Source organism: Caballeronia glathei (genome assembly GCF_000698595.1).
GTDB lineage: Bacteria > Pseudomonadota > Gammaproteobacteria > Burkholderiales > Burkholderiaceae > Caballeronia > Caballeronia glathei.
Genome location: NZ_JFHC01000002.1, coordinates 93,069 through 114,765, shown reverse-complemented (window position 1 = coordinate 114,765; position 21,697 = coordinate 93,069). Strand labels below are relative to the sequence as shown.

15 protein-coding genes are annotated in these 21,697 nt (G+C 67.2%); 8 read left to right on the top strand and 7 right to left on the bottom strand.

Features of this window, described 5'->3' with window-relative positions; genetic code table 11:
* Positions 1 to 33 precede the first annotated feature (33 nt).
* Genes BG61_RS02320 through hemC form a run of 3 tightly spaced genes read right to left on the bottom strand, consistent with a single transcriptional unit; the run spans position 34 to position 4,336 of the window.
* The gene (locus BG61_RS02320; protein ID WP_174479706.1) at positions 34 to 1,224 is read right to left on the bottom strand and encodes a heme biosynthesis protein HemY; all 1,191 of its coding nucleotides are present in this window, start codon (positions 1,222 to 1,224) and stop codon (positions 34 to 36) included.
* A complete protein-coding gene (hemDX, locus tag BG61_RS02315; protein WP_035926308.1) occupies positions 1,224 to 3,335 on the bottom strand; it encodes a fused uroporphyrinogen-III synthase HemD/membrane protein HemX in 2,112 nt (703 codons plus the stop codon). The genes BG61_RS02320 and hemDX overlap by 1 nt, the downstream gene beginning before the upstream one ends.
* On the bottom strand, positions 3,335 to 4,336 hold the full coding sequence (gene hemC, locus BG61_RS02310; RefSeq protein ID WP_035926310.1) for a hydroxymethylbilane synthase: 1,002 nt from the start codon (positions 4,334 to 4,336) through the stop codon (positions 3,335 to 3,337). Before hemC ends, hemDX begins: the two co-directional genes overlap by 1 nt.
* 308 nt (positions 4,337 to 4,644) lie before the next feature.
* On the opposite strand from hemC, the gene ppc reads away from it, so the two are divergent.
* From ppc to BG61_RS02280, 6 genes are all read left to right on the top strand, one after another.
* Positions 4,645 to 7,737, top strand: coding sequence for a phosphoenolpyruvate carboxylase (gene ppc, locus BG61_RS02305; RefSeq protein ID WP_035926703.1), 3,093 nt, complete (start codon positions 4,645 to 4,647; stop codon positions 7,735 to 7,737).
* A gap of 276 nt (positions 7,738 to 8,013) precedes the next feature.
* Positions 8,014 to 8,838 (top strand): helix-turn-helix transcriptional regulator, encoded by an 825-nt coding sequence (locus BG61_RS02300; protein ID WP_035926312.1) that lies wholly within the window; start codon positions 8,014 to 8,016, stop codon positions 8,836 to 8,838.
* 360 nt (positions 8,839 to 9,198) lie between these two features.
* On the top strand, positions 9,199 to 9,786 hold the full coding sequence (locus tag BG61_RS02295) for a sigma-70 family RNA polymerase sigma factor (protein WP_035926313.1): 588 nt from the start codon (positions 9,199 to 9,201) through the stop codon (positions 9,784 to 9,786).
* Positions 9,783 to 10,562 (top strand): anti-sigma factor, encoded by a 780-nt coding sequence (locus tag BG61_RS02290; protein ID WP_035926706.1) that lies wholly within the window; start codon positions 9,783 to 9,785, stop codon positions 10,560 to 10,562. The genes BG61_RS02295 and BG61_RS02290 overlap by 4 nt, the downstream gene beginning before the upstream one ends.
* Positions 10,563 to 10,688: 126 nt before the next feature.
* Complete coding sequence (argH, locus tag BG61_RS02285) at positions 10,689 to 12,092, top strand: argininosuccinate lyase (RefSeq protein WP_035926315.1); 1,404 nt, start codon at positions 10,689 to 10,691, stop codon at positions 12,090 to 12,092.
* 214 nt (positions 12,093 to 12,306) lie between these two features.
* Entirely contained in the window at positions 12,307 to 13,236 is a 930-nt protein-coding gene (locus tag BG61_RS02280; RefSeq protein ID WP_035926318.1) for a bestrophin family protein, read from the top strand.
* A gap of 51 nt (positions 13,237 to 13,287) precedes the next feature.
* On the opposite strand, the gene BG61_RS02275 is transcribed toward BG61_RS02280, so the two are convergent.
* The 4 genes from BG61_RS02275 to apbC all read right to left on the bottom strand — a co-directional run bounded on the left by BG61_RS02275 (position 13,288) and on the right by apbC (position 18,167).
* A complete protein-coding gene (locus tag BG61_RS02275) occupies positions 13,288 to 15,576 on the bottom strand; it encodes an arginine/lysine/ornithine decarboxylase (RefSeq protein ID WP_035926319.1) in 2,289 nt (762 codons plus the stop codon).
* A gap of 108 nt (positions 15,577 to 15,684) precedes the next feature.
* A complete protein-coding gene (gene dcd / locus BG61_RS02270) occupies positions 15,685 to 16,254 on the bottom strand; it encodes a dCTP deaminase (protein ID WP_016344590.1) in 570 nt (189 codons plus the stop codon).
* A gap of 172 nt (positions 16,255 to 16,426) precedes the next feature.
* A complete protein-coding gene (locus BG61_RS02265; protein ID WP_035926709.1) occupies positions 16,427 to 16,960 on the bottom strand; it encodes a superoxide dismutase family protein in 534 nt (177 codons plus the stop codon).
* A 118-nt stretch (positions 16,961 to 17,078) separates the two neighbouring features.
* Positions 17,079 to 18,167 carry an iron-sulfur cluster carrier protein ApbC gene (gene apbC / locus BG61_RS02260; protein WP_035926323.1) on the bottom strand — a complete coding sequence of 363 codons (1,089 nt, stop codon included), beginning with the start codon at positions 18,165 to 18,167 and terminating at the stop codon, positions 17,079 to 17,081.
* A 272-nt stretch (positions 18,168 to 18,439) separates the two neighbouring features.
* Here apbC and BG61_RS02255 point away from each other — a divergent pair, with 272 nt between their 5' ends.
* Together BG61_RS02255 and metG are read left to right on the top strand one after the other, a co-directional pair.
* A complete protein-coding gene (locus BG61_RS02255) occupies positions 18,440 to 19,096 on the top strand; it encodes a YiaD family glycine zipper/OmpA-like lipoprotein (protein WP_035926325.1) in 657 nt (218 codons plus the stop codon).
* A gap of 378 nt (positions 19,097 to 19,474) precedes the next feature.
* The gene (gene metG / locus BG61_RS02250) at positions 19,475 to 21,619 is read left to right on the top strand and encodes a methionine--tRNA ligase (protein WP_035926327.1); all 2,145 of its coding nucleotides are present in this window, start codon (positions 19,475 to 19,477) and stop codon (positions 21,617 to 21,619) included.
* Positions 21,620 to 21,697 lie beyond the last annotated feature (78 nt).

The following is a 21,697-nucleotide window of genomic DNA, read 5'->3' as shown; positions in this document are numbered from 1 at the left end:
GAACGCATGCGGCTTTTTCATGGCTTCGGCCGTTCAGACCACGTTCATCGCCAGCGCGCTCTCGCGATAATGCTGGCTCGCCTTCTCGGCGTCGCCTAGCTGCTCGTGCAGGCGGGCCAGCGCGCGATGCGTGCGGATCTTGAGCGGCTCGTTGTCGGCGAGCTTGAGCGCCGATTCGAGAAACGCCTGCGCCTTGCCCCACAACTGCTGATGCAGGCAGAGCCGCCCGAGCGTGAAAAGCAGGTCGGCGTCCTCGGTGCGCTCCTTGTGCCACGCCTCCGCGCGCTGGATGAGCGGCAGCGCGTCGCCGGAAACGCAGTCGGGATAACGGCGCAGCAGGCGCGCGTCCCAGTTGTGCGCGAGCGCTTCCTCGACGATCTTGCGCGCGTCCGCCCGCCGGTCGAGGGCGATCAGCAATTCGGCGGCGAGATCGGCAAGACGCGGCGACTGGCGCTCCGTCGGCGAAAGCGACTGCCACAGCTCCAGCAGCGCATCCGGATTGTGCCGCCGGTCGCGCAGCAGGTTTTCCGCCGCGACCTGCCGCAGCCGCACCGCCACCGCCGGATGCAGCGCCTCGCGCTTTTCCAGCGTCTTGACGAGCTTCAGCACCTCGCCCCAGTTCTTCAGCTGCTGCTGCGCGCGCAGCGCGATCTGCTGCGCGTGAATGCGCCGCCCGCCCTGCGCCTGCATCTCGGTCAGCGCGACGAGCGCGCCGTCCGCGTCGCGGCCGTCGGCGCGCATGTCGGCGGTGGCCATCAGGCGCGCGTCCTGCCATTCCGCGCCCGTGATCTGCCCGAGCCACTCGTCGCGGCGCGCGAATTCGTGCATCCGGTGCGCCGCGTTCGCGCCGATCAGGCCGGCCGCGCCCTTGTTGTCGTCGACGGTGAGCGCGTCGCGCGCCGCCTTCTCCGCCTTCGAAAAACGCCCCGCGTACAGGTGGCCGACCGCATCGCGCAGCGACGCGTTCGCCTTCGCGAGCTTGCTGCGCGCGCGATAGGCGGCCACCCGCTGCGGCATCTTCCACACGGTGCGCGCGGCGCGGATCAGCCCGTAGAGCACGACGAACAGCACCACGATCGCGACCGCGAAAAGATTGAGCGACACGTCCACGCGATACGGCGGCACGACGAAGAGCACCTGCCCGCCGTCGAAGCCGCCGACGGTGGCGACCACCACCGCGACCGCAAAGAGGAGCGAGAGCCAAATGAGTCCACGAATCGTCATCATCCGCCTCGCTTGAACTGGTGGACGACCGCGAGGCTCGTGTTCAGGTTCGGCACGGCGACCGCGAGCGACGCCTGATCGACCTGCTTGACGAGATCGCGCACGGCCTGCACCTTCTTCGACGACTGATCGAAGTAGCGCGCAAGCGACGCATCCGCGGCGTGCAGGTCGGACTTGAGCGTGGTTTCGCTGCGCGAAAGCAGCGACAGGCGCGCCGACAGCAGCCGCAGCTTCACGTTCTCGCGCACGAAATAGCCCTGATCGGGGGCGGCCAGCATGGCGTCGGCGTTATCGATGCGGCGTATCGACACGAGACTCGACAGCTGCTGCACGATCCCGCTCGTCACCTGATGCCAGATCACCTTCCAGCGCGGCTCGCCGGTCGCGGCCGCGATCGACGCGCTGTTGGCCGGGGCGGCCGCACGCGCCGCGGCGGGCTCGATCGGCGCCTCGCCGGCGAGCGGCAGGCGGTCGATCTGGTCGATGGCGGTGTCGAGCTTGATGGCGAGGCCGGTGAGATCGGTGCTCGGCGTGGACTTCAGCCTGTCCATGTCCTGCGCGAGCGCCTTGCGGATCGCGACGACCTGCGCGCCGGTCGTCGCGGCGAGGCGCGTGTCGGCGCTTTGCAGCGCGAAGAGCGCAAGCTGGACGTTGCCGGTCAGCTGAAGCTGCTGGCTCGCGCTCGAGAGAATCTGCTCGACCTCGGCGATGGTCCAGTCGTCGCGGTTGCTCGCGAGGTCCTGGTACTGCTGCTGCAGGGCCTGGCTGTGCGCCTCGGCGTCGTTCAGCTTGCCCTGCAACTGGATGATCTGCGTGTTGAGCGCGCCGGCCGAACTCGCGGCCTGCTCGGCCTTCGCGCGCAGCTCGGCGGTCTCGGTGTCGGTCGCCTGCAGCCGCGCGGCGAACTGCTGGTCGGTCCGCTCGAACTTGCGGTTGAGCACGTAACCGCCCGCGCCCGCCGCGACGGCAAGGATCACGATGACGGACCACAACAGGGCGGTGCCGGCGCCGCCGCGCTTTTTCTGCGCCTCGTAGGGCGTGAACGGCGTGTTCGGCGGCAGGGGCGGGGTCACGGTCGGCTGAGGTGAAGCTTTCTTGGAATCGTTCGAATCAGTCATGCGTGATTGAGCCGGTTGGTGGGCCGGCGCTGCGGCCGGTTTGGAATCCGTCGGCGCGGATTCCGCATTGGGGGTCTTTGAAGTATCGACTGCGGTTTGCGAACCGGCGCCTCGCTGCGCCGGGCTTGCGTCTTCGTGGCTTGCGTCAGCCGGCGGCGCGGCCTGCGCCCACGCAGCCAGCGCCGTCTTCAGCGCCTCTGCGATGCGCTCGTCGCCGGCGCCGGACACCGTAATCCTATCAAAACCCGCCTGGCGCGCGGCCTCGGCGATACGCGGATGCGGCGCGACGAGCAGCGCGCGCTTCAGTTGCGCGGTTTCGTCGCGGCTCAGGTGGTCGCGGGCGAGCTCGTCGAGATTGCGCACGCCTTCGGAACTGGTCAGGAGCCACGCGTGGGGCCCGCCCGCGAGCAGCGTGTGAATGCGCTCCCACTTCTGCATCGACGGCTCGGGCACGATGCGGCGGTATGCCGCGACCTTCTCGACCGCCGCGCCCGCTTCCTCGAGCCGCTCCGCCAGCCATTCGCGGCCGCCGTCGCCGCGCACGATCAGCACGCGCCTGCCTTCGAGGCCGTTCGCGCCGAAATGCGCCTCGATGGCCGCGTAGAGCGCCTCCGAGTCGAAGCGCGGATCGGGATGTTCCGACGACGGGCTGATCACCCGGTACGCCGGCGACGCCACGCCCTGCCGCGCGAGCGCCGCGACGCTGCCCGGCCCGACGACGCCGACCGGCACCTCCACCGGCCACGGCGCGCCGGCCTTGCCGAACGCGTGATCAATCGCATTCGGCGACACGAACACGACGAGCGCGTATTTCTGCGGACCGTAGAGCTCGGCGAGCGCGGCGCGCAGCGGGGCGTCGTCGGCGACGGGCGCGATGTCGATCAGAGGAAATTCCAGCGTCTCGAAGCCGGCCGCCGCCAGGAGTGCGAGCAAGCCGGCGGACTGGCCGAGCGGCCGCGTGACGATTACGGTTGCACGGCGCGCGCTCGTCATCAGACAGCCGGTGCCGCTGCGGGCGGAACGCGAGCGCCGCTCGCCGTGGTGAGCGCGCGCACGATGTCCATCGCGCCCTGAGCTTCGAGATCGGCGGAAACGCGGCGGCCGAGTTCCAGCGCGGCTTCGATGTCCGGCGCGCTCGCCGTGGCTTCGGCCTTGAGCACGCGGCAACCGTCCGGCGTGGCGACACAGCCGCGCAGGTGCAGCGCGCCGTCGCGCCACGTCGCGTAGGCGGCGAGCGGGACTTCGCAGCTTCCGCCGAGCGAGCGCGACACCATCCGCTCCGCTTCGACGGCGGCAGCCGTTTCGGCGTGATGCAGCGGCGCGAGCCACGCGGCGAGATCGGCGCGGCCCGCACGGATCTCGATGCCGAGCGCGCCCTGCCCCGCGGCGGGAAGGCTTTCGTCTGCGTCGAGCAGCGCGCGGATGCGCGATTGAAGCCCGAGCCGCTTCAGTCCGGCGGCGGCGAGGATGATCGCCGCGTAGTCGCCGCGATCGAGCTTGGCGAGCCGCGTGTCGAGATTGCCGCGCAGCGGGCGCACGTCGAGATGGGGGAAATGCATGCGCAGCATGGCTTCGCGGCGCAGGCTCGAAGTGCCGACGATGCTGCCCTCGGGCAGCGCGCGAAGCGACGCGAATTGCGTCGACACGAATGCATCGCGCGGGTCCTCGCGCTCCAGAATCGCGCCGAGAGCGAAGCCGTCGGGCAATTCCATCGGCACGTCTTTGAGCGAATGCACGGCGAGATCGGCGCGGCCGTCGGCGAGCGCGGCTTCCAGTTCCTTCACGAAGAGTCCCTTGCCGCCGACCTTCGACAGCGTGCGATCGAGGATCTGATCGCCGCGCGTCGTCATTCCGAGGATTTTCACGTCACAAGATGGATATAATTTGTGCAGCGCACACCGCACGTGCTCGGCCTGCCACATGGCGAGCCGGCTTTCCCTCGATGCGATTACCAGGCTCGCGGGCGGTGTCGTGGAATGCGTCTCGGAATTCATTGCTGCTCAATCGAATGACGGGATGGATAACAAACAATGGTAGCACGCACGCCAGGGTCCATTTACAGACGGACAGCCGCCCCGAGCCTTGTGCCAGGCACTTGACGCGGGCGTCGTGACAGGAGACGAGGGGCCGCCGGGCCCCGGAAAGCAGACGCCGTGCTTGACGCGCGCTTTACGTGCGGTTTCTGTGCGCTTTGGTGCTCGGCCCGCGCACGGGCCGTCGCAAAGCCGCAAAAAACCGCACGGCTGCGCGGCTGCGCCTTCTCCCTCTGTACATGGGCCTTGGCTTCCAAGAGGAACCCATCGTGACGTCTTCCGGATCGGCGCGCCCCGCGCGCCGCAATGCTGCATTGCCTGACTCTGCGTCCGACGCCCCCGGCGCGACGCCGTCCCCGTCATCCACCGTCGCGACGATGGCCGCGACCGCCACGAAGGCATCGAAAGCATCGGTCGCTGCGAAGCCGAAAAAGGCCGTGCCGAAAAGCGCGGCCAGCGCATCGGCGAAAGCACGGGCCAAAGCGCCCGCCAACGGCGCTGCAAGCCAGCCGGCCGCCGCCGGCGCGGCGCCCGCTGAACCGGTCAGACGCGCAGCCAGCCGCGCGCGCGACGACAAGGACCGCCCGCTCTTCGAAGACATCCGCTTTCTGGGACGCCTGCTCGGCGAAGTCCTGCGCGAGCAGGAAGGCGACGCCGTGTTCGACGTGGTCGAGGCGATCCGCCAGACGGCCGTGAAATTCCGCCGCGAGGACGACCGCGAGGCATCGCAGACGCTGGAAAAGCGCCTGCGGCAACTCACGCCCGAGCAGACCGTGAGCGTCGTGCGCGCGTTCAGCTACTTCTCGCATCTCGCGAACATCGCCGAGGACCGGCATCACAACCGCCGCCGCCGCATTCATGCGCTCGCCGGCTCCGCGCCGCAGGCGGGCACGATCGCCTACGCGATCGAGCGCATGCAGCAAACGCAGAAGAACTCGGAGACGAAATCGCTCCTGCAGAAGTTCTTCGACGACGCGCTGATCGTTCCCGTGCTCACCGCGCACCCGACCGAAGTGCAGCGAAAGAGCATTCTCGATGCGCAGCACGACATCGCGCGCCTGCTCGCCGAGCGCGACCAGGAACTGACCGCCCGCGAGCGCGCGCACAACGAGTCGCTGCTGCGCGCGTGCGTCACGTCGCTCTGGCAGACGCGCATGCTGCGCGACGCGCGTCTGACCGTCGGCGATGAAATCGAGAACGCGCTCTCCTACTACCGCGCGACGTTCCTCGACGAAATCCCCGCGCTCTACGCCGACATCGAAGCCGCGCTCGCCGAGCACGGCCTGCCCGCGCGCCTGCCGCCGTTTCTTCAGATGGGAAGCTGGATCGGCGGCGACCGCGACGGCAATCCGAACGTCACCGCGCCCACGCTCGAGCGCGCGATCACGCGCCAGGCCTGCGTGATCTTCGAACACTATCTCGATCAGGTGCACAAGCTCGGCGCGGAACTGTCGGTGTCGAACCTGCTCGCCGGATCGAGCGACGCGCTGAAGGCGCTCGCCGACGCTTCGCCGGACACCTCCCCCCACCGCACCGACGAGCCTTACCGGCGCGCGCTGATCGGCGTGTACGCGCGGCTCGTGGCAAGCGCGGACGAACGCCTGGGCGAAGGCGTGGTACCGGCGCGCACGCACCGCGGCGACGCGCGGCCTTACGCGTCGGCGGCCGAATTCGGCGCCGATCTCGGCGTGCTCGTCGAGTCGCTCGCGCAGCATCACGGCGCGTCGCTCACGAGCCAGCGGCTCTCGCCGCTCGCGCGCGCAGCCGAAGTGTTCGGCTTCCATCTCGCGAGCATCGACCTGCGGCAAAGCTCCGACATCCACGAAGCGGTGGTGGCGGAGCTGCTCGCGTGCGCGGGCGTGGAAAGCGACTACGCGGCGCTCGCGGAGGACGACAAGGTGCGCCTCTTGCTCGCCGAGCTTTCGCAGCCGCGCCCGCTTCGGCTGCCCTATTTCGACTATTCCGATCTCGCGAAGAGCGAACTCGGCGTGCTGGAAGCGGCCCGCGTGACGCGCGAGAAATTCGGCGACCGCGCCGTGCGCAACTACATCATTTCGCACACGGAAACCGTGAGCGACCTGCTGGAAGTGATGCTGCTGCAGAAGGAAACGGGTGTGCTGCAGGGGCGTCTCGGCTGCGACGAGAATCCCTGCCGCCGTGGCCTGATGGTGATTCCGCTGTTCGAGACCATCGCCGACCTGCGCAACGCGCCGCACATCATGGGCGAGTTCTTCGCGCTGCCGGGCATCGACGCGCTCGTCGAAAACCAGGGCGGCGAGCAGGAAGTCATGCTCGGCTACTCCGACAGCAACAAGGACGGCGGCTTTCTCACGTCGAACTGGGAGCTGTACCGCGCGGAACTGGCGCTCGTCGCCCTGTTCAAGGAGCGCGGCACGACGCTGCGCCTCTTCCACGGGCGCGGCGGCACGGTCGGGCGCGGCGGCGGCCCGACCTACCAGGCGATCCTGTCGCAGCCGCCCGGCACCGTCGACGGCCAGATTCGCCTGACGGAACAGGGCGAAGTGATCGCGAGCAAGTTCGGCAATCCGGAGATCGGGCGGCGCAATCTGGAGACGGTCGTCGCGGCGACGCTCGAAGCGTCGCTGCTGCCGCACGAGGGCGCGCCCTCGCAGCTGCCGCTCTTCGAAGCGGCGATGCAAACGCTCTCCGACGCCGCAATGGCCTCGTACCGCGCGCTCGTCTACGAGACGCCGGGCTTCACCGACTATTTCTTCTCCTCGACGCCGATCGCGGAAATCGCCGAGCTGAACATCGGCAGCCGGCCGGCCTCGCGCAAGCTCCAGGACCCGAAGCAGCGCAAGATCGAGGACCTGCGCGCGATTCCGTGGGGCTTCTCGTGGGGGCAGTGCCGCCTGCTCATCACCGGCTGGTACGGCTTCGGCAGCGCGGTGACCGGCTATCTCGACGCCGCCGGCTCCGACGCCGAACGCGCCAAGCGCCTCGCCACGCTCAAGAAGATGCACAAGAGCTGGCCGTTCTTCGCCAACCTGCTCTCGAACATGGACATGGTGCTCGCGAAGACCGATCTCGCGGTTGCGTCGCGCTACGCGCAGCTCGTCGCAGACAAAAAGCTGCGAAAGCACGTGTTCGAGCGGATCGTGGGCGAATGGGAGCGCACGTCGAACGTGCTCTCGGAAATCACCGGCAAGAGCGAGCGGCTCGCCGACAACCCGCTGCTCGCGCGCTCGATCAAGAACCGCTTCCCGTACCTCGATCCGCTGAATCACCTGCAGGTGGAACTGCTCAAGCGCCACCGCTCGGGCGACCAGAACGTGCGCCTGCGGCGGGGGATTCATCTGACGATCAACGGGATCGCGGCCGGCCTGCGCAATACGGGCTGACCTGACGCGGGTTCCACACCGCTCCGGACAGGATGGCACTGCGGCACGGACAGGCGCGTTCAACCGCGCGGCTGTCCGTGCCGCATTCGTTTTGGGTGCGGTCTGGATGTCACGGGGCGGCGCGCGGCGAACGGATTCACTCGCCAGGCGAACCACGGCGCCTGCTCGAAAGCACGCGCCAACAGCTACAATACGCCCCGTTCTGTACCAGTACCCATCGAACGATTATTCTGGTATCAGGACCACCTGCCCAACCGCACGACGCCCCGACGCCTCATGACCACGCAGCCTTCCGAGAAAGCCGGGACCGGCGCGCCCGCTCTCGACGCCACGCCCGCCCGCGCGCTCGGCGACTTCATCCGCGCGCATCGCGAACGGCTGTCGCCGCTCGCCGTCGGCCTGCCGCCCGCGCCGCGGCGCCGCACGCCGGGACTGCGGCGGGAGGAAGTCGCGCAACTGTGCGGCGTGAGTCCGACCTGGTACACGTGGATCGAGCAGGGGCGCCCGGTATCCGCTTCCGCCGATGCGCTCGCGCGCATCGCGGTCGCGCTGCAGCTTTCGCGCGCCGAGCGGGCGTATCTGTTCGAGCTCGCGGCCCAGCGCGATCCCGCCGAGCCCGATCCCGCCGCGCTCGACGCGCCCGCCGCGCTGCTGAAAACCGTCGCGCTGGTCGGCGCGCCCGCCTACGTGCTCGACCGCCAGTGGAACGCGCTGCGCTGGAACCCGCAGGCGGCCGACCTGTTCGTCGGCTGGCTGGACGGCGCGAACGACCGCAATCTCCTCACCTACATGTTCACGCGTCCCGAGGCGAGCGAGCTGGTGGTCGACTGGGAGACGCGGGCGCGGCGGCTCGTCGCCGAGTTTCGCGCCGATACGATCCGCCATCTGAACGATGCGCCGACGCGTGCGCTGATCGACGGCCTCCTGACGGCAAGCGACGCGTTCGCGCGCTTCTGGGCCTCGCAGGACGTCGGCGAGCGCGAAGGCGGCGCGCGCGCGTTCAACCATCCGGTGCGCGGGCGGCTCGTCTATGACCAGATCACGTTCAAGCCCGCGCACCGGGAGGATCTGAAGCTCGTGATTCTCGTCGGCAGCGACTGAACCCGCGCCGCCAAACAGGCCGCGCGGCACGAGCGCCAGGACGCAAGCGGCGCGCGAAAAAATGCCCGGCCGCACGACCGGGCAAAACCGCTCTCCACCGGATGGATGCGCCGGTGGAGAGCGGGGACACGCGCGAGGACATCCACCGGGCGCCAGCGGCGCGCGTGGCACGGCGTGGCACGTCAAGGCAAGGCACCCTCACGCCCTTCCTGATCTCCCGCGCTTTTCCCCGCCCCTTCTTTCCCTTACGCAGCCGAAAGGCGCGCGGATGCACGCAGCGGCGAAATTCCGCGCGAAAGCGCTTCGGAGCATTCCGAAAGAGTTCGGTAAGATAGCCGCGCCGACTCCTTCAACGGTGCCATGACGACAGCCCTCCCCCACGACCCGACTCCCGACACGCTTGTGAAGCTGCTCGAACGCGTCGCCGTCGAAGACGCCTCGGCGTTGCGCACGCTTTACGATCTCACGTCGTCGAAACTGTTCGGCCTCGCGCTGCGTATATTGATCAGGCGAGAGTGGGCCGAGGAAGTCCTGCAGGACGCGTTCGTCAACATCTGGCGGTATGCGGGCGATTACCGGGCCGGCCTCTCCGCGCCGATGACCTGGATGACGGCGATCGTGCGCAACCGCGCGCTCGACTACCTGCGGCGGCAGAAGGCTGGCGGCGCGGGCGCCCAGACGGAATGGAGCGAAGCGTTGGACGACATCCTGCCGGCGAACGAAGCCGATCCCTCCGAGCAGACCCTGATGAGCGAGGAAGCACGGCAGTTGCGCACGTGCATCGGGCGGCTCGAGCCGAACCAGCGCCAGGCTGTCGCGCTCGCCTACCTGCGCGACCAGAGCCACTACGAAGTGGCCGAGGTGATGAAAGTCCCGCTCGGCACCGTGAAATCGTGGATCAGGCGCGGCCTCGAAAAGCTCAGGGCGTGCCTCGGAGGCGCGCGATGAATCTGCACGGCCATCCGGGTCTCGTCGACCGTCTCGCCGCCGAGTACACGCTCGGCGTGCTGCGCGGCGGCTCGCGGCGGCGCTTCGAGCGCATCGCGCGGCACGATCCGTCGATCCGTCTCGCGATCGAGGCATGGCGCGCGCGCCTCGCCGCTCTGGGCGAACTCGGGCCGGCGGCCACGCCGCCGCAGGCCGTGTGGGACGCGATCGAACAGCGGCTCGCGCTCGCCGGCGCGCGGCGCGAAGACGCCGCGGCGGATACCGCCGTGCGTCCCGCGCCACGCGAACCGGCGAAAGCCGCCAGGCCGCGCTGGTTCGACAGCCTGTCGTTCTGGCGCGGCTGGTCGGCGGCGGCGACGGCGGTGGCCGCGCTTGCGCTCGTCGTCGGCGTGCGGCAGCTGGCGCCCGTCCCCGCACCCGCCACGCAGGTGGCCGGGGAGCCGCACATCGCGTATGTCGCGACGCTCGCCGACAAGGACGCCCGCCCGATGATGCTCGTCATGTGGGACGACCGCACCTCCGAGATGACCGTGCGCCGCATGAGCGGCGCGGCCACCCCGGCCGGCAAGTCGATGCAGCTGTGGGGCCTGACGAAGGAGGGCCGTCCGGTGTCGCTCGGCGTCCTGCCGGCAAACGGTATGGCGCGCATGAAAGTCGCCTCCGTCGATGCGTTCCCGACGCTCGCGGTATCCGTCGAACCGATGGGCGGCTCGCCGAATCCGGACGGGCCGAGCGGCCCGGTCGTCATGACCGGCAAGCTCGCGCCGACCGCCTGAGGCGGCAGGACCTCCCGTTGCGGTCTTCGTAGCCGGACGTAACCGGGAAAGCGCCGATGTTAAAATCGCGGATTCCCCGGCCCTGCGCCGCCCGCTCATCGCCACTGTCCCGAACCCAACATCACCATGACGTCCCAACTGCACAAAAAAGGCGAAGCCTGGTCGGCTCGCTTCTCCGAGCCGATGTCGGAACTCGTCAAACGCTATACGTCGTCGGTGTTCTTCGACAAGCGGCTCGCCCTCGTCGATATCGAAGGATCGCTCGCGCACGCCTCGATGCTCGCCGCGCAGAAGATCATCGGCGCGGACGATCTCGACGCGATCCGGCGCGGCATGGCGCAGATCAAGGGCGAGATCGAGCGCGGCGAGTTCGAATGGAAGCTCGATCTCGAGGACGTGCACCTGAACATCGAGGCGCGCCTGACCGCGCTGATCGGCGACGCGGGCAAGCGGCTGCACACCGGCCGCTCGCGCAACGACCAGGTCGCGACCGACATCCGCCTGTGGCTGCGCGGCGAGATCGACCGCATCGTCGCGCTGCTGAAGGACCTGCGCGGCGCGTTGATCGGCCTCGCGGAGCAGCACGCCGCCACGATCATGCCCGGCTTCACGCACCTTCAGGTCGCGCAGCCGGTGACGTTCGGCCACCACCTGCTCGCCTACGTGGAAATGTTTACGCGCGACACCGAGCGCATGCGCGACTGCCGCGTTCGCGTGAACCGCCTGCCGCTCGGCGCCGCGGCGCTCGCCGGCACGAGCTACCCGATCGACCGTCACGCGGTGGCGAAGACGCTCGGCTTCGACGGCATCTGTACCAATTCGCTCGACGCCGTGTCGGACCGCGATTTCGCGATCGAATTCACGGCAGCGGCGGCGCTCGTGATGACGCACGTATCGCGCTTCTCGGAAGAACTCGTGCTGTGGATGAGCCCGCGCGTCGGCTTCATCGATCTGGCGGACCGCTTCTGCACCGGCTCGTCGATCATGCCGCAGAAGAAGAACCCCGACGTGCCGGAACTCGCGCGCGGCAAGACCGGCCGCGTGAACGGGCATCTGATGGCGCTGCTCACGCTGATGAAGGGCCAGCCGCTCGCCTACAACAAGGACAATCAGGAAGACAAGGAGCCGCTCTTCGACACGGTGGATACGGTCGCCGACACGCTGCGCATCTTCGCGGAAATGGCGGCGGGCATCACCGTGAAGCCCGAGGCGATGCGCGCGGCGGCGCTGCAGGGCTTCTCGACGGCAACCGATCTCGCCGACTATCTGGTGAAGCGCGGCCTGCCGTTTCGCGACGCGCACGAAGCGGTCGCGCACGCGGTGCGGATCTGCGTGGACCGCGGCTGCGATCTGGCGGACCTGTCGCTCGACGAGATGCGCGGCGAGCTGCCGAACGTCGCGCACCTGCTCGGGGACGACGTGTTCGGCTATCTGACGCTCGAAGGGTCGGTGGCAAGCCGCGATCACGCGGGCGGCACGGCGCCGGATCAGGTACGGGCCGCGGCGAAGGCGGCGCGCGAGGCGCTTTGAGATCGCGGTGAACGACGCTGCCCGTGACAGGTGCACGCGCAGCGCGTCAGAATGAAAGCTGTCCGCACGACGATGTGCGGGCAGCTTTTTTTACGTGTGCCGAAAGGATCGTCATGCATCTGTCAGGCAACGTGCGTCCGTGCGCGACCCTATGCCCCAATGCCAGACGCCCTAATTTCGAGATAATCACGGGACTGCGTATCAGGCTCCTTCCATGATCATCCGTCCCAAACTGCACTGGTTTCGCCTGCTGTTCGTCTGGCGTGGCTCCGTGCTGCCCCAGCTGGTCCCGCGCCTCTTGCTGATCCTCGCGCTGTCGATCGTCGCGATCTTCATGCACGATCACATGCGCAGCTATCCGGCCGGGCTCGGCACGCCGCCGTTCGCGCTCATCGGCATCGCGCTCGCCGTGTTCCTCGGCTTTCGCAACCGCGCGAGCTACGATCGCTGGTGGGAAGGCCGCAAGCTCTGGGGCGAACTCGCAATCTGCGCGCGCTCGCTCGCGCGGCAGGCGCTCAGCCTGCCCGGTGAGCGCGACCCCGCCGACACGCGCCGCTTCATCGCCGCGCTCGGTGGTTTCGCCCACGCGCTGCGCCATCAGCTGCGCGGCACCGATGCCCGCGAAGACCTCGCCCCGCGCCTGCCGCCCGAACTCTACGCACGCGTGATCGATGCGCAGTGCCGCCCGGCGACGATCGCGCTCTGGCTCGGCGAATGGGTGGCGGCGCGCGTGCGCGAAGGCTCCATCGACGGCTTCGGGATGCTCGCCATCGACCGCAATCTCGATGCGCTATCGGAAGTGATCGGCGGCTGCGAGCGGCTCTCGACGACGCCCCTGCCCTTCTCGTACTCGGTGATGATTCACCGCACCGTCTATCTCTTCTGTGCGCTCCTGCCGTTCGGCCTCGTCGACGGCGCCGGGCTGCTCACGCCGCTCTTTGCGCTGCTGCTCGCCTACGCGTTCATGGCGCTCGAAGCGATCGCCGCGCAGATCGAGGACCCGTTTGGCACCGAGGAAAACGATCTCGCGCTGAACACGATGTGCGCGGCGCTGGAAAACGCGCTTCACGACATGGCCGCCGATCCGGACTTCAGGCGCGTGCCGGCACCCGTTTCGCAAACGCCGCCGCACATCCTCGATTGAAAAAAAACGGCCCGCACAAAGCGGGCCGTTCTCTCATCAGTCAGATGCGCATCAATTCCGCACGCAATCCACGAAATATTCGATGCGTCCGTTGATCATCTCGCCCACGAGCCCGTGGATGTCCGTATGGAATCCCGGGAAGCGCTCGTTGAACTCGCGCGCGAAGCGCAGGTAATCGACGATCGTCCGGTTGAAGCGCTCGCCCGGAATCAGGAGCGGAATACCCGGCGGATACGGCGTGAGCAGAATGCTCGTCACGCGGCCCTCGAGCTCGTCGATCGGCACCCGGTCGATCTCGCGGTGCGCGAGTTTCGCGAACGCTTCGGACGGCTTCATCGCGGGCTCCATGCTCGACAGGTACATCTCGGTGGTGAGCCGCGCGATGTTGTTCGCGCGATAGACGCTGTGAATCTGCTCGCACAGGTCGCGCAGGCCGATGCGCTCGTACGACGGATGCTGCGCGATGAATTCCGGCAGCACGCGCCAGAGCGGCTGGTTGTTGTCGTAGTCGTCCTTGAACTGCTGCAGTTCGGTGACCATCGAGTTCCAGCGGCCCTTCGTGATGCCGATCGTGAACATGATGAAGAACGAATAGAGCCCCGTCTTCTCCACGATGATGCCGTGCTCCGCCAGGTACTTCGTCACGATCGCGGCCGGGATGCCGGTCTCGCCGAATTCGCCGTCCACGTCGAGCCCCGGCGTGATGATGGTGGCCTTGATCGGGTCGAGCATGTTGAAGCCTTCCGCGAGCGGGCCGAAGCCGTGCCAGCGGTCGTTCGGCCTCAGGATCCATTCCTCGCGGTCGCCGATGCCCTCTTCGGCCAGCGCTTCCGGGCCCCAGACCTTGAAGAACCATTCGTCGCCGTATTCGGCATCGACCTTGCGCATCGCGCGGCGGAAATCCAGCGCCTCCGCGATCGATTCCTCGACGAGCGCCGTGCCGCCCGGCGGCTCCATCATCGCCGCGGCGACGTCGCACGACGCGATGATCGCGTACTGCGGGCTGGTGGACGTATGCATCAGGTACGCCTCGTTGAAGCGATGGCGGTCGAACGTGCTGTTCTCGCTGTCCTGCACGAGAATCTGCGACGCCTGCGAAATGCCCGCGAGCAGCTTGTGCGTGGAGTGCGTCGCGAACACGAGCGCGCCCGTGCGCGGACGGCCCGCGCCGATTGCGTGCATGTCCTGGTAGAACGAGTGGAACTCGGCGTGCGGCAGCCACGCTTCGTCGAAGTGCAGCGTGTCGAGCAGGTCGCCGAGCAGGTCCTTGATCATCTCGACGTTGTAGATCACGCCGTCGTAGGTGCTCTGCGTGATCGTCAGGATGCGCGGCTTCAGGTTCGGATTCTTCGCGAGCGCCTCGCGCGCGAACGGATTCGCCTCGATCTTCTTGCGAATGTTCTCGGGCTTGAATTCGTCGCGCGGAATCGGGCCGATGATGCCGAAGTGATTGCGCGTCGGCGTGAGGAATACCGGGATCGCGCCCGTCATCGTGATCGCGTGCAGGATCGACTTGTGGCAGTTGCGGTCGACCAGCACGATGTCGCCCGGCGCTACGGTGGCGTGCCAGACGATCTTGTTCGACGTCGACGTGCCGTTGGTCACGAAAAACAGATGGTCCGCGCTGAAGATGCGCGCCGCGTTGCGCTCGGACGCGGCGACCGGGCCGGTGTGGTCGAGCAGCTGGCCGAGTTCGTCGACGGCGTTGCACACGTCCGCGCGCAGCATGTTCTCGCCGAAGAACTGGTGGAACATCTGCCCGAGCGGATTCTTCAGGAACGCGACGCCGCCCGAATGCCCCGGGCAGTGCCACGAGTACGAGCCTTCCTCCGCGTACTGCACGAGCTCCTTGAAGAACGGCGGCGCGAGCGAGTCGAGATAGACCTTCGCCTCGCGGATGATGTGGCGCGCGACGAATTCCGGCGTGTCCTCGAACATGTGGATGAAGCCGTGCAGCTCGCGCAGGATGTCGTTCGGCAGATGGCGCGACGTGCGCGTTTCGCCGTAGAGGAAAATCGGGATGTCGGCGTTGCGGCGGCGCACGGCCGTGACGAATGCGCGCAGCGCGATGATCGCCGCGGCCAGCTCCGGCGTGTCGCCGTCCGCCACGACCACGTTCTCGGCGTACGGCAGCAGTTCGTCGTCGTCGATCGACAGGATGAAGCACGACGCGCGGCTCGACTGCTGCGCGAACGACGTGAGGTCGCCGTAGCTCGTGAGCCCGAGCACCTCGGCGCCTTCGCGCTCGATCGCCTCCGCGAGCGCGCGGATTCCGGAACCCGAGATGTTCTCGGAGCGAAAGTCTTCGTCGATGATGACGACGGGGAAACGGAACTTCATTGGGCGAATCTCCAAATGGAACGACCGCTGGCCGAGTGCTCGATGCTCGATTCCAGCGGTCTTTCGGCAACCGGTTACGGTTGGCGTTGCTTCACTGCGCTCGGCGCGTCAGGTTTTCGGCAGGGTCACGCCGTGCTGGCCCTGGTACTTGCCGCCGCGATCCGCGTACGACGTCTCGCAGATCTCGTCGCTTTCGAAGAACAGGACCTGCGCCACGCCCTCGTTCGCGTAGATTTTCGCAGGCAAAGGTGTCGTATTCGAGAATTCCAGCGTGACGTAGCCTTCCCATTCGGGTTCGAACGGCGTCACGTTGACGATGATCCCGCAGCGCGCATACGTCGACTTGCCGAGACACACGGTGAGGCACGAGCGCGGGATGCGGAAATACTCGACCGTGCGCGCGAGCGCGAACGAATTCGGCGGAATGATGCAGACATCGCCCTTGAAGTCGACAAACGACTTCTCGTCGAAATTCTTCGGATCGACGATGGTCGAGTTGATGTTCGTGAAGATCTTGAATTCGTCGGCCACGCGAATGTCGTAGCCGTAGCTCGACGTGCCGTAGGAGACGATCTTGCGGCCGTCTTCGGCCACGCGCACCTGATCGCGCACGAACGGCTCGATCATCTTGTGCTCTTCGGCCATGCGCCGAATCCACTTGTCGGATTTGATGCTCATAAGGGGACGCTACCCAACGGTGAGCGGCTCAGGCCGGTCGGCCCCGCCGTGCTTGAAACGGGCATGGCCGGAAGCCCTTCGAAAGCGGTACCGGCCAAACGAAAGCGCGTATTTTACTTGAATGGCGTGACGCGTCGCGGCTTCACCGCGAAGTGCGGCAGCGCAAGCGCGGCTACTGCCGGATCACGCCGCACGCGAGCGCGGGGCCGGCGCTGTGCGGCGGCGCCGCGTAGGGGTCGGAGGCGTCGCGGTGCAGCAGGATGGCGCGCGAGAGCACCGAGCGCACGCCGTCGAGCGAGATGTCGGGCGCGACGATGAAACCGGTGGCCGTGCCGTTCGCGTCGGCGCGGATATTGGCGAGATCGCCCTCGAGGCGCGAATTCGAGCGCCTGCGCTCGGACACCGGCGCGAACACCGGGCCCGCGTCGGGCTGGTTGATGACGATGCAGTCGCCGCGCTCATGCACCTGCAGCGCGTGCTCGCTGTTCGGCGGCATACCTGACAGGTTGTAGGAAACCTGCACGCCGTCGGCGCGCTCGATGAGCGCGACCGTGCCGCGCGTCGCATTGCCCGGCGTGGGCAGCAGCACGGCGTCCGCGCGTTTCTCGTGGTTCTGGAAAATGATGCCGCAGCCGCTCAGCAGGACACTGCCGGCGGCCATCGCGATCAAGGCAGCAAGCGAGCGCCCGTCGAATCTTTGTCTCATGCGATCCTTTTGGCGGCCGCGAGCGCCCCTGCGCCCGCGCTGCCGCACCATCGAAGGCGACATGATACCGCGAGCCGCGCCCCACAACGCCTCGCACGCCGGGAAAGCCTGGCGAAGATCAGGTGTTCTGGACGACGATGCTCGGGAACTTCGAAGTCATGTCGCGCTGGCGCTCGGCGATCGAGATCGCCACCTTGCGCGCGATCGCGCGGTAGGTCTCCGCGATCCGGCCGCCGGGGTCGGAGACGACGGTCGGCTGGCCGGCGTCGGTGCGCTCGCGAATCGCGATGTCGAGCGGCAGCTGGCCGAGAATCTCGACGCCGTACTCCTTCGCCATGCGCTCGCCGCCGCCCGCGCCGAAGATGTGCTCCTCGTGGCCGCAGTTCGAGCAGATGTGCGTGCTCATGTTCTCGACGATGCCGAGAATCGGAATGCCGACCTTCTCGAACATCTTGAGGCCCTTCTTGGCGTCGAGGAGCGCGATGTCCTGCGGCGTCGTGACGATCACCGCGCCCGTCACCGGCACCTTCTGCGAGAGCGTAAGCTGGATGTCGCCGGTGCCGGGCGGCATGTCGACGATCAGATAGTCCAGATCCTTCCAGTTGGTCTGGCGCAGCAGTTGTTCGAGCGCCGAGGTGACCATCGGGCCGCGCCACACCATCGGATTGTCCTGCTCGATCAGAAAGCCGATGGAGTTCGCCTGGATGCCGTGGCCGGTGAGCGGGTTCATCGACTGGTTGTCGGGCGACTCCGGGCGGCCCGAGATGCCGAGCATCATCGGCAGCGACGGGCCGTAGATGTCGGCGTCGAGCATGCCGACCGACGCACCTTCCGCGGCGAGCGCGAGCGCGAGGTTCGTGGCCGTCGTGCTCTTGCCGACGCCGCCCTTGCCGGACGCCACCGCGATGATGTTCTTGACGTTCGGCAGCAGTTTCACGCCGCGCTGGACCGCGTGGGCGACCACCTGCGAGGAGACGTCCACGTCGGTTTCGGCGACGCCGGGCACCTGCCGCAGCGCGCCTTCGACGAGCGCGCGGATCGCGTCGAACTGGGTTTTCGCCGGGTAGCCGAGCACCACCTTCACGCCGACTTTGGCCCCTTCCACCGACACGTTGCGAATGCTCTTGGTGTCTGCGAACCTGCGGCTGGTGTTCGGGTCGATCAATGCGGCGAGGGCGGCATCGATCTGTGCGCGGTCAATACTCATTGAAACTCCATGGGGAACGCTCGTTGGCGGCGTGGATCGAACCGTGCGCAACAAACGCAACAAATTGAAAGGAATTGTTAAGTGCCGTTGCGCGGGATGGCATCGCATTGCACTATCCGACGCTGCAATGTTTCAGGGACGCATCGCTGGTTCCGCGCTCGGGCCCCAACCGTCATTGTAGTGGCTGCGGCAATGGCCCGCCCGAAGACCCTTTTGCGCTGTCGGCGCGCGGTCGGGCGGACCGATTAGTTGATTACTGGAGAAAATTGAGAATGAACGCAAAACTCTTGACCCGTTTGTCTGTTTTCGCGGTGGCGGGCGTGCTCGTCGCAGGCTGCGCATCGCAGCAAGGCACCAACACGGCCGTCGGCACGGGCGTGGGTGCGGCAACGGGCGCCGGCCTCGGCGCGATCTTCGGCGGCGGCAAGGGCGCGGCGATCGGCGCGGGCGTCGGCGCGGCGGTGGGCGGCGTGACGGGCTACAACTGGCAGGCCATCAAGAGCAAGATCTCGGGCGCGTCGGCGGGCACGGGCACGCAGGTGACCGAGCAGCAGGACGGATCGCTCAAGGTCAACATCCCGAATTCGATCTCGTTCGACACGAACAGCTACGCCATCAAGCCTTCGTTCACCCCGGTCCTGAACGAAGTCTCGCAGACGCTCGTCCAGCATCCCGAGCTGATCGCGCAGGTCGTCGGCCACACGGACAGCACCGGCCAGCCGGCGTACAACCAGACCCTGTCGCAGAACCGCGCGCAGAGCGTGTCGTCGTATCTGGCGGCTCACGGCGTGGCGGCGCAGCGTCTGTCAGCGGAAGGGCTTGGCCAGAACCAGCCGATCGCGGACAACAACACCGAAGCCGGCCGCGCGCAGAATCGCCGCGTGGAAATCTACCTGCGTGCGACGGCGCAGCCGGGTCAGGTCAAGTAAGCACGTTGATTTAAAAGGAGAAATGACGCACTGCGAGGGCGTCGCGGCCGTTCCGGTCATGGAACCGAAAAAAATTTGAAACTTGGCCGCGCGTTGCTTGTCTGTCTTATCGGTAGGTGGCTGGCGATGCCGCCACCTGCCATTCTCCTCTTGTCGTTGTTGCTCCGGGGCCATATAGCCCCGGTTTTTTTTGGACGCGCCCTTTTTCGCGGCCGCCCTGCATCGCGCACTCGCTGCATCCGTGCCGCCCGTTTTCCGGTCCGCGCTCCCATCGCTCTGCCGCCAGCCTCCCTCCCCGGCCAAACGCGCTCCCCTGCTAAAATCGTCATTCTGCCTGTTGCGCAGATTCCCTCACCCTATCCGCAGGCCCGCGCCTCTATGTCAGCACCGAATTCCGCCACCGCCCCCGCCGCGACTCCGGCTCCCGCCGGCCGCCGCCAGATTCTCGTCACGTCCGCGCTTCCCTATGCGAACGGCCAGATCCACATCGGCCACATGGTCGAGTACATCCAGACGGACATCTGGGTGCGGGCGCTGCGAATGCACGGTCACGAGGTCTACTACGTCGGCGCCGACGACACCCACGGCACGCCGGTCATGCTGCGCGCCGAGAAGGAGGGCATCACGCCGAAAGCCCTGATCGACCGCGTCTGGCAGGAGCACAAGCGCGATTTCGACAGCTTCGGCATCTCGTTCGACAACTACTACTCCACCGACGCCGAGGAAAACCGCGTCCTGTGCGAGAAGATCTACGGCTCGCTGAAGGAAGCGGGCTTCATCGACGCGCGCGACATCGAGCAGGCGTACGACCCCGTCAAGGAAATGTTCCTGCCGGACCGCTTCATCAAGGGCGAGTGCCCGAAATGCGGCGCGAAGGACCAGTACGGCGACAACTGCGAAGTCTGCGGCTCGACCTACCTGCCGACCGAACTGGTCAACCCGTACTCGGTGGTGTCGGGCGCCACGCCTGTCCGCAAGACCTCGATGCACTACTTTTTCCGCCTCTCCGACCCGCGCTGCGAGGACTTCCTGCGCGGCTGGGTGAGCGGCCTCGCGCAGCCCGAGGCGACCAACAAGATGCGCGAGTGGCTCGGCGACAAGGGCGACGCGAAGCTCGCCGACTGGGACATCTCGCGCGACGCGCCCTACTTCGGCTTCGAGATTCCGGGCGCGCCGGGCAAGTATTTCTACGTCTGGGTCGACGCGCCGGTCGGCTACTACGCGAGTTTCAAGAATCTTGCCGACGCGCGCGGCATCGATTTCGACGCATGGGTGAAGCCCGGCTCGGGCACCGAGCAGTATCACTTCATCGGCAAGGACATCCTGTATTTCCATACGCTCTTCTGGCCCGCGATGCTCCAGTTCTCGGGTCACCGCACGCCGACCAACGTGTTCGCGCATGGTTTCCTGACGGTGGACGGCGCGAAGATGTCGAAGTCGCGCGGCACGTTCATCACGGCGCAGAGCGTGATCGACACGGGGCTCAACCCCGAGTGGCTGCGCTACTACTTCGCGGCGAAGCTCAACAGCACGATGGAAGACATCGACCTGAGCCTCGAGGACTTCCAGGCGCGCGTGAACAGCGACCTCGTCGGCAAGTACGTGAATATCGCGAGCCGCGCGGCGGGTTTTCTCATCAAGCGCTTCGACGGCCGCGTGCAGGACAGCGCGATGAACCATCCGCTCATCGCCCGGCTGCGCGGCGAGATCGCGCACATCGCCGCGCTCTACGAGTCGCGTGAATACGGCCGGGCGCTGCGCACGACGATGGAACTCGCCGACGCGGTGAATCATTACGTCGATGCCGCGAAGCCGTGGGATCAGGCGAAGGATCCGGCGAATTCGGCCGCCCTGCACGAAACGTGCACCGTGAGCCTGGAAGCGTTCCGCCTGCTCTCGCTCGCGTTGAAGCCGGTGCTGCCGAAGCTTGTGGAAGCGGTGGAGGCGTTCCTCGGCATCGCGCCGCTCGTCTGGGCCGACGCCGCGAAGCCGCTCTCCTCGCAGCAGCCAATCAACGCGTACAAGCACCTGACGACGCGCGTCGATCCGAAGCAGATCGAGGCCTTGCTTGCGGCGAACCGCGAGTCGCTGCAGCCGGGGCAGGAAGGCGCGGCCGCGGCAGCGGCGGCGGCGTCCACCACGAAGGCAGCGAATGCCAAGGCGAAGGAGCCGGAGTCCGAAGGCACCATTTCCATCGACGATTTCGCCAGGGTCGATCTGCGCATTGCGAAGATCGTCGACTGCAAGGCGGTCGAGGGCTCGGACAAGCTGCTGCAACTGACGCTCGACGTCGGCGAGGAAAAGACGCGCAATGTGTTTTCCGGCATCAAGTCGGCGTATCAGCCGCAGGATCTGATCGGCAAGCTGACCGTGATGGTGGTGAACCTCGCGCCGCGCAAGATGAAATTCGGGCTGTCGGAGGGGATGGTGCTGGCTGCTTCGGCCGCGGATGAGAAAGCGGAGCCGGGCCTCTATATCCTCGAGCCGCACAGCGGCGCGAAGCCGGGGATGCGGGTGAAGTAAGGCTCGCTGACGCAGAACGCAAAAAGGGCACGTGAATCGCGTGCCCTTTTTATTTGTCAACGCCGCCGCCCGCACATG

Bases quoted from the DNA above. Each gene is read 5' to 3' on its own strand.
- BG61_RS02320 (WP_174479706.1), bottom strand. From the start codon at position 1,224: ATGACGATTCGTGGACTCATTTGGCTCTCGCTCCTCTTTGCGGTCGCG.
- hemDX (WP_035926308.1), bottom strand. From the start codon at position 3,335: ATGACGAGCGCGCGCCGTGCAACCGTAATCGTCACGCGGCCGCTCGGC.
- hemC (WP_035926310.1), bottom strand. From the start codon at position 4,336: ATGAATTCCGAGACGCATTCCACGACACCGCCCGCGAGCCTGGTAATC.
- BG61_RS02300 (WP_035926312.1), top strand. From the start codon at position 8,014: ATGACCACGCAGCCTTCCGAGAAAGCCGGGACCGGCGCGCCCGCTCTC.
- BG61_RS02295 (WP_035926313.1), top strand. From the start codon at position 9,199: ATGACGACAGCCCTCCCCCACGACCCGACTCCCGACACGCTTGTGAAG.
- BG61_RS02290 (WP_035926706.1), top strand. From the start codon at position 9,783: ATGAATCTGCACGGCCATCCGGGTCTCGTCGACCGTCTCGCCGCCGAG.
- argH (WP_035926315.1), top strand. From the start codon at position 10,689: ATGACGTCCCAACTGCACAAAAAAGGCGAAGCCTGGTCGGCTCGCTTC.
- BG61_RS02280 (WP_035926318.1), top strand. From the start codon at position 12,307: ATGATCATCCGTCCCAAACTGCACTGGTTTCGCCTGCTGTTCGTCTGG.
- BG61_RS02275 (WP_035926319.1), bottom strand. From the start codon at position 15,576: ATGAAGTTCCGTTTCCCCGTCGTCATCATCGACGAAGACTTTCGCTCC.
- dcd (WP_016344590.1), bottom strand. From the start codon at position 16,254: ATGAGCATCAAATCCGACAAGTGGATTCGGCGCATGGCCGAAGAGCAC.
- BG61_RS02265 (WP_035926709.1), bottom strand. From the start codon at position 16,960: ATGAGACAAAGATTCGACGGGCGCTCGCTTGCTGCCTTGATCGCGATG.
- apbC (WP_035926323.1), bottom strand. From the start codon at position 18,167: ATGAGTATTGACCGCGCACAGATCGATGCCGCCCTCGCCGCATTGATC.
- BG61_RS02255 (WP_035926325.1), top strand. From the start codon at position 18,440: ATGAACGCAAAACTCTTGACCCGTTTGTCTGTTTTCGCGGTGGCGGGC.
- metG (WP_035926327.1), top strand. From the start codon at position 19,475: ATGTCAGCACCGAATTCCGCCACCGCCCCCGCCGCGACTCCGGCTCCC.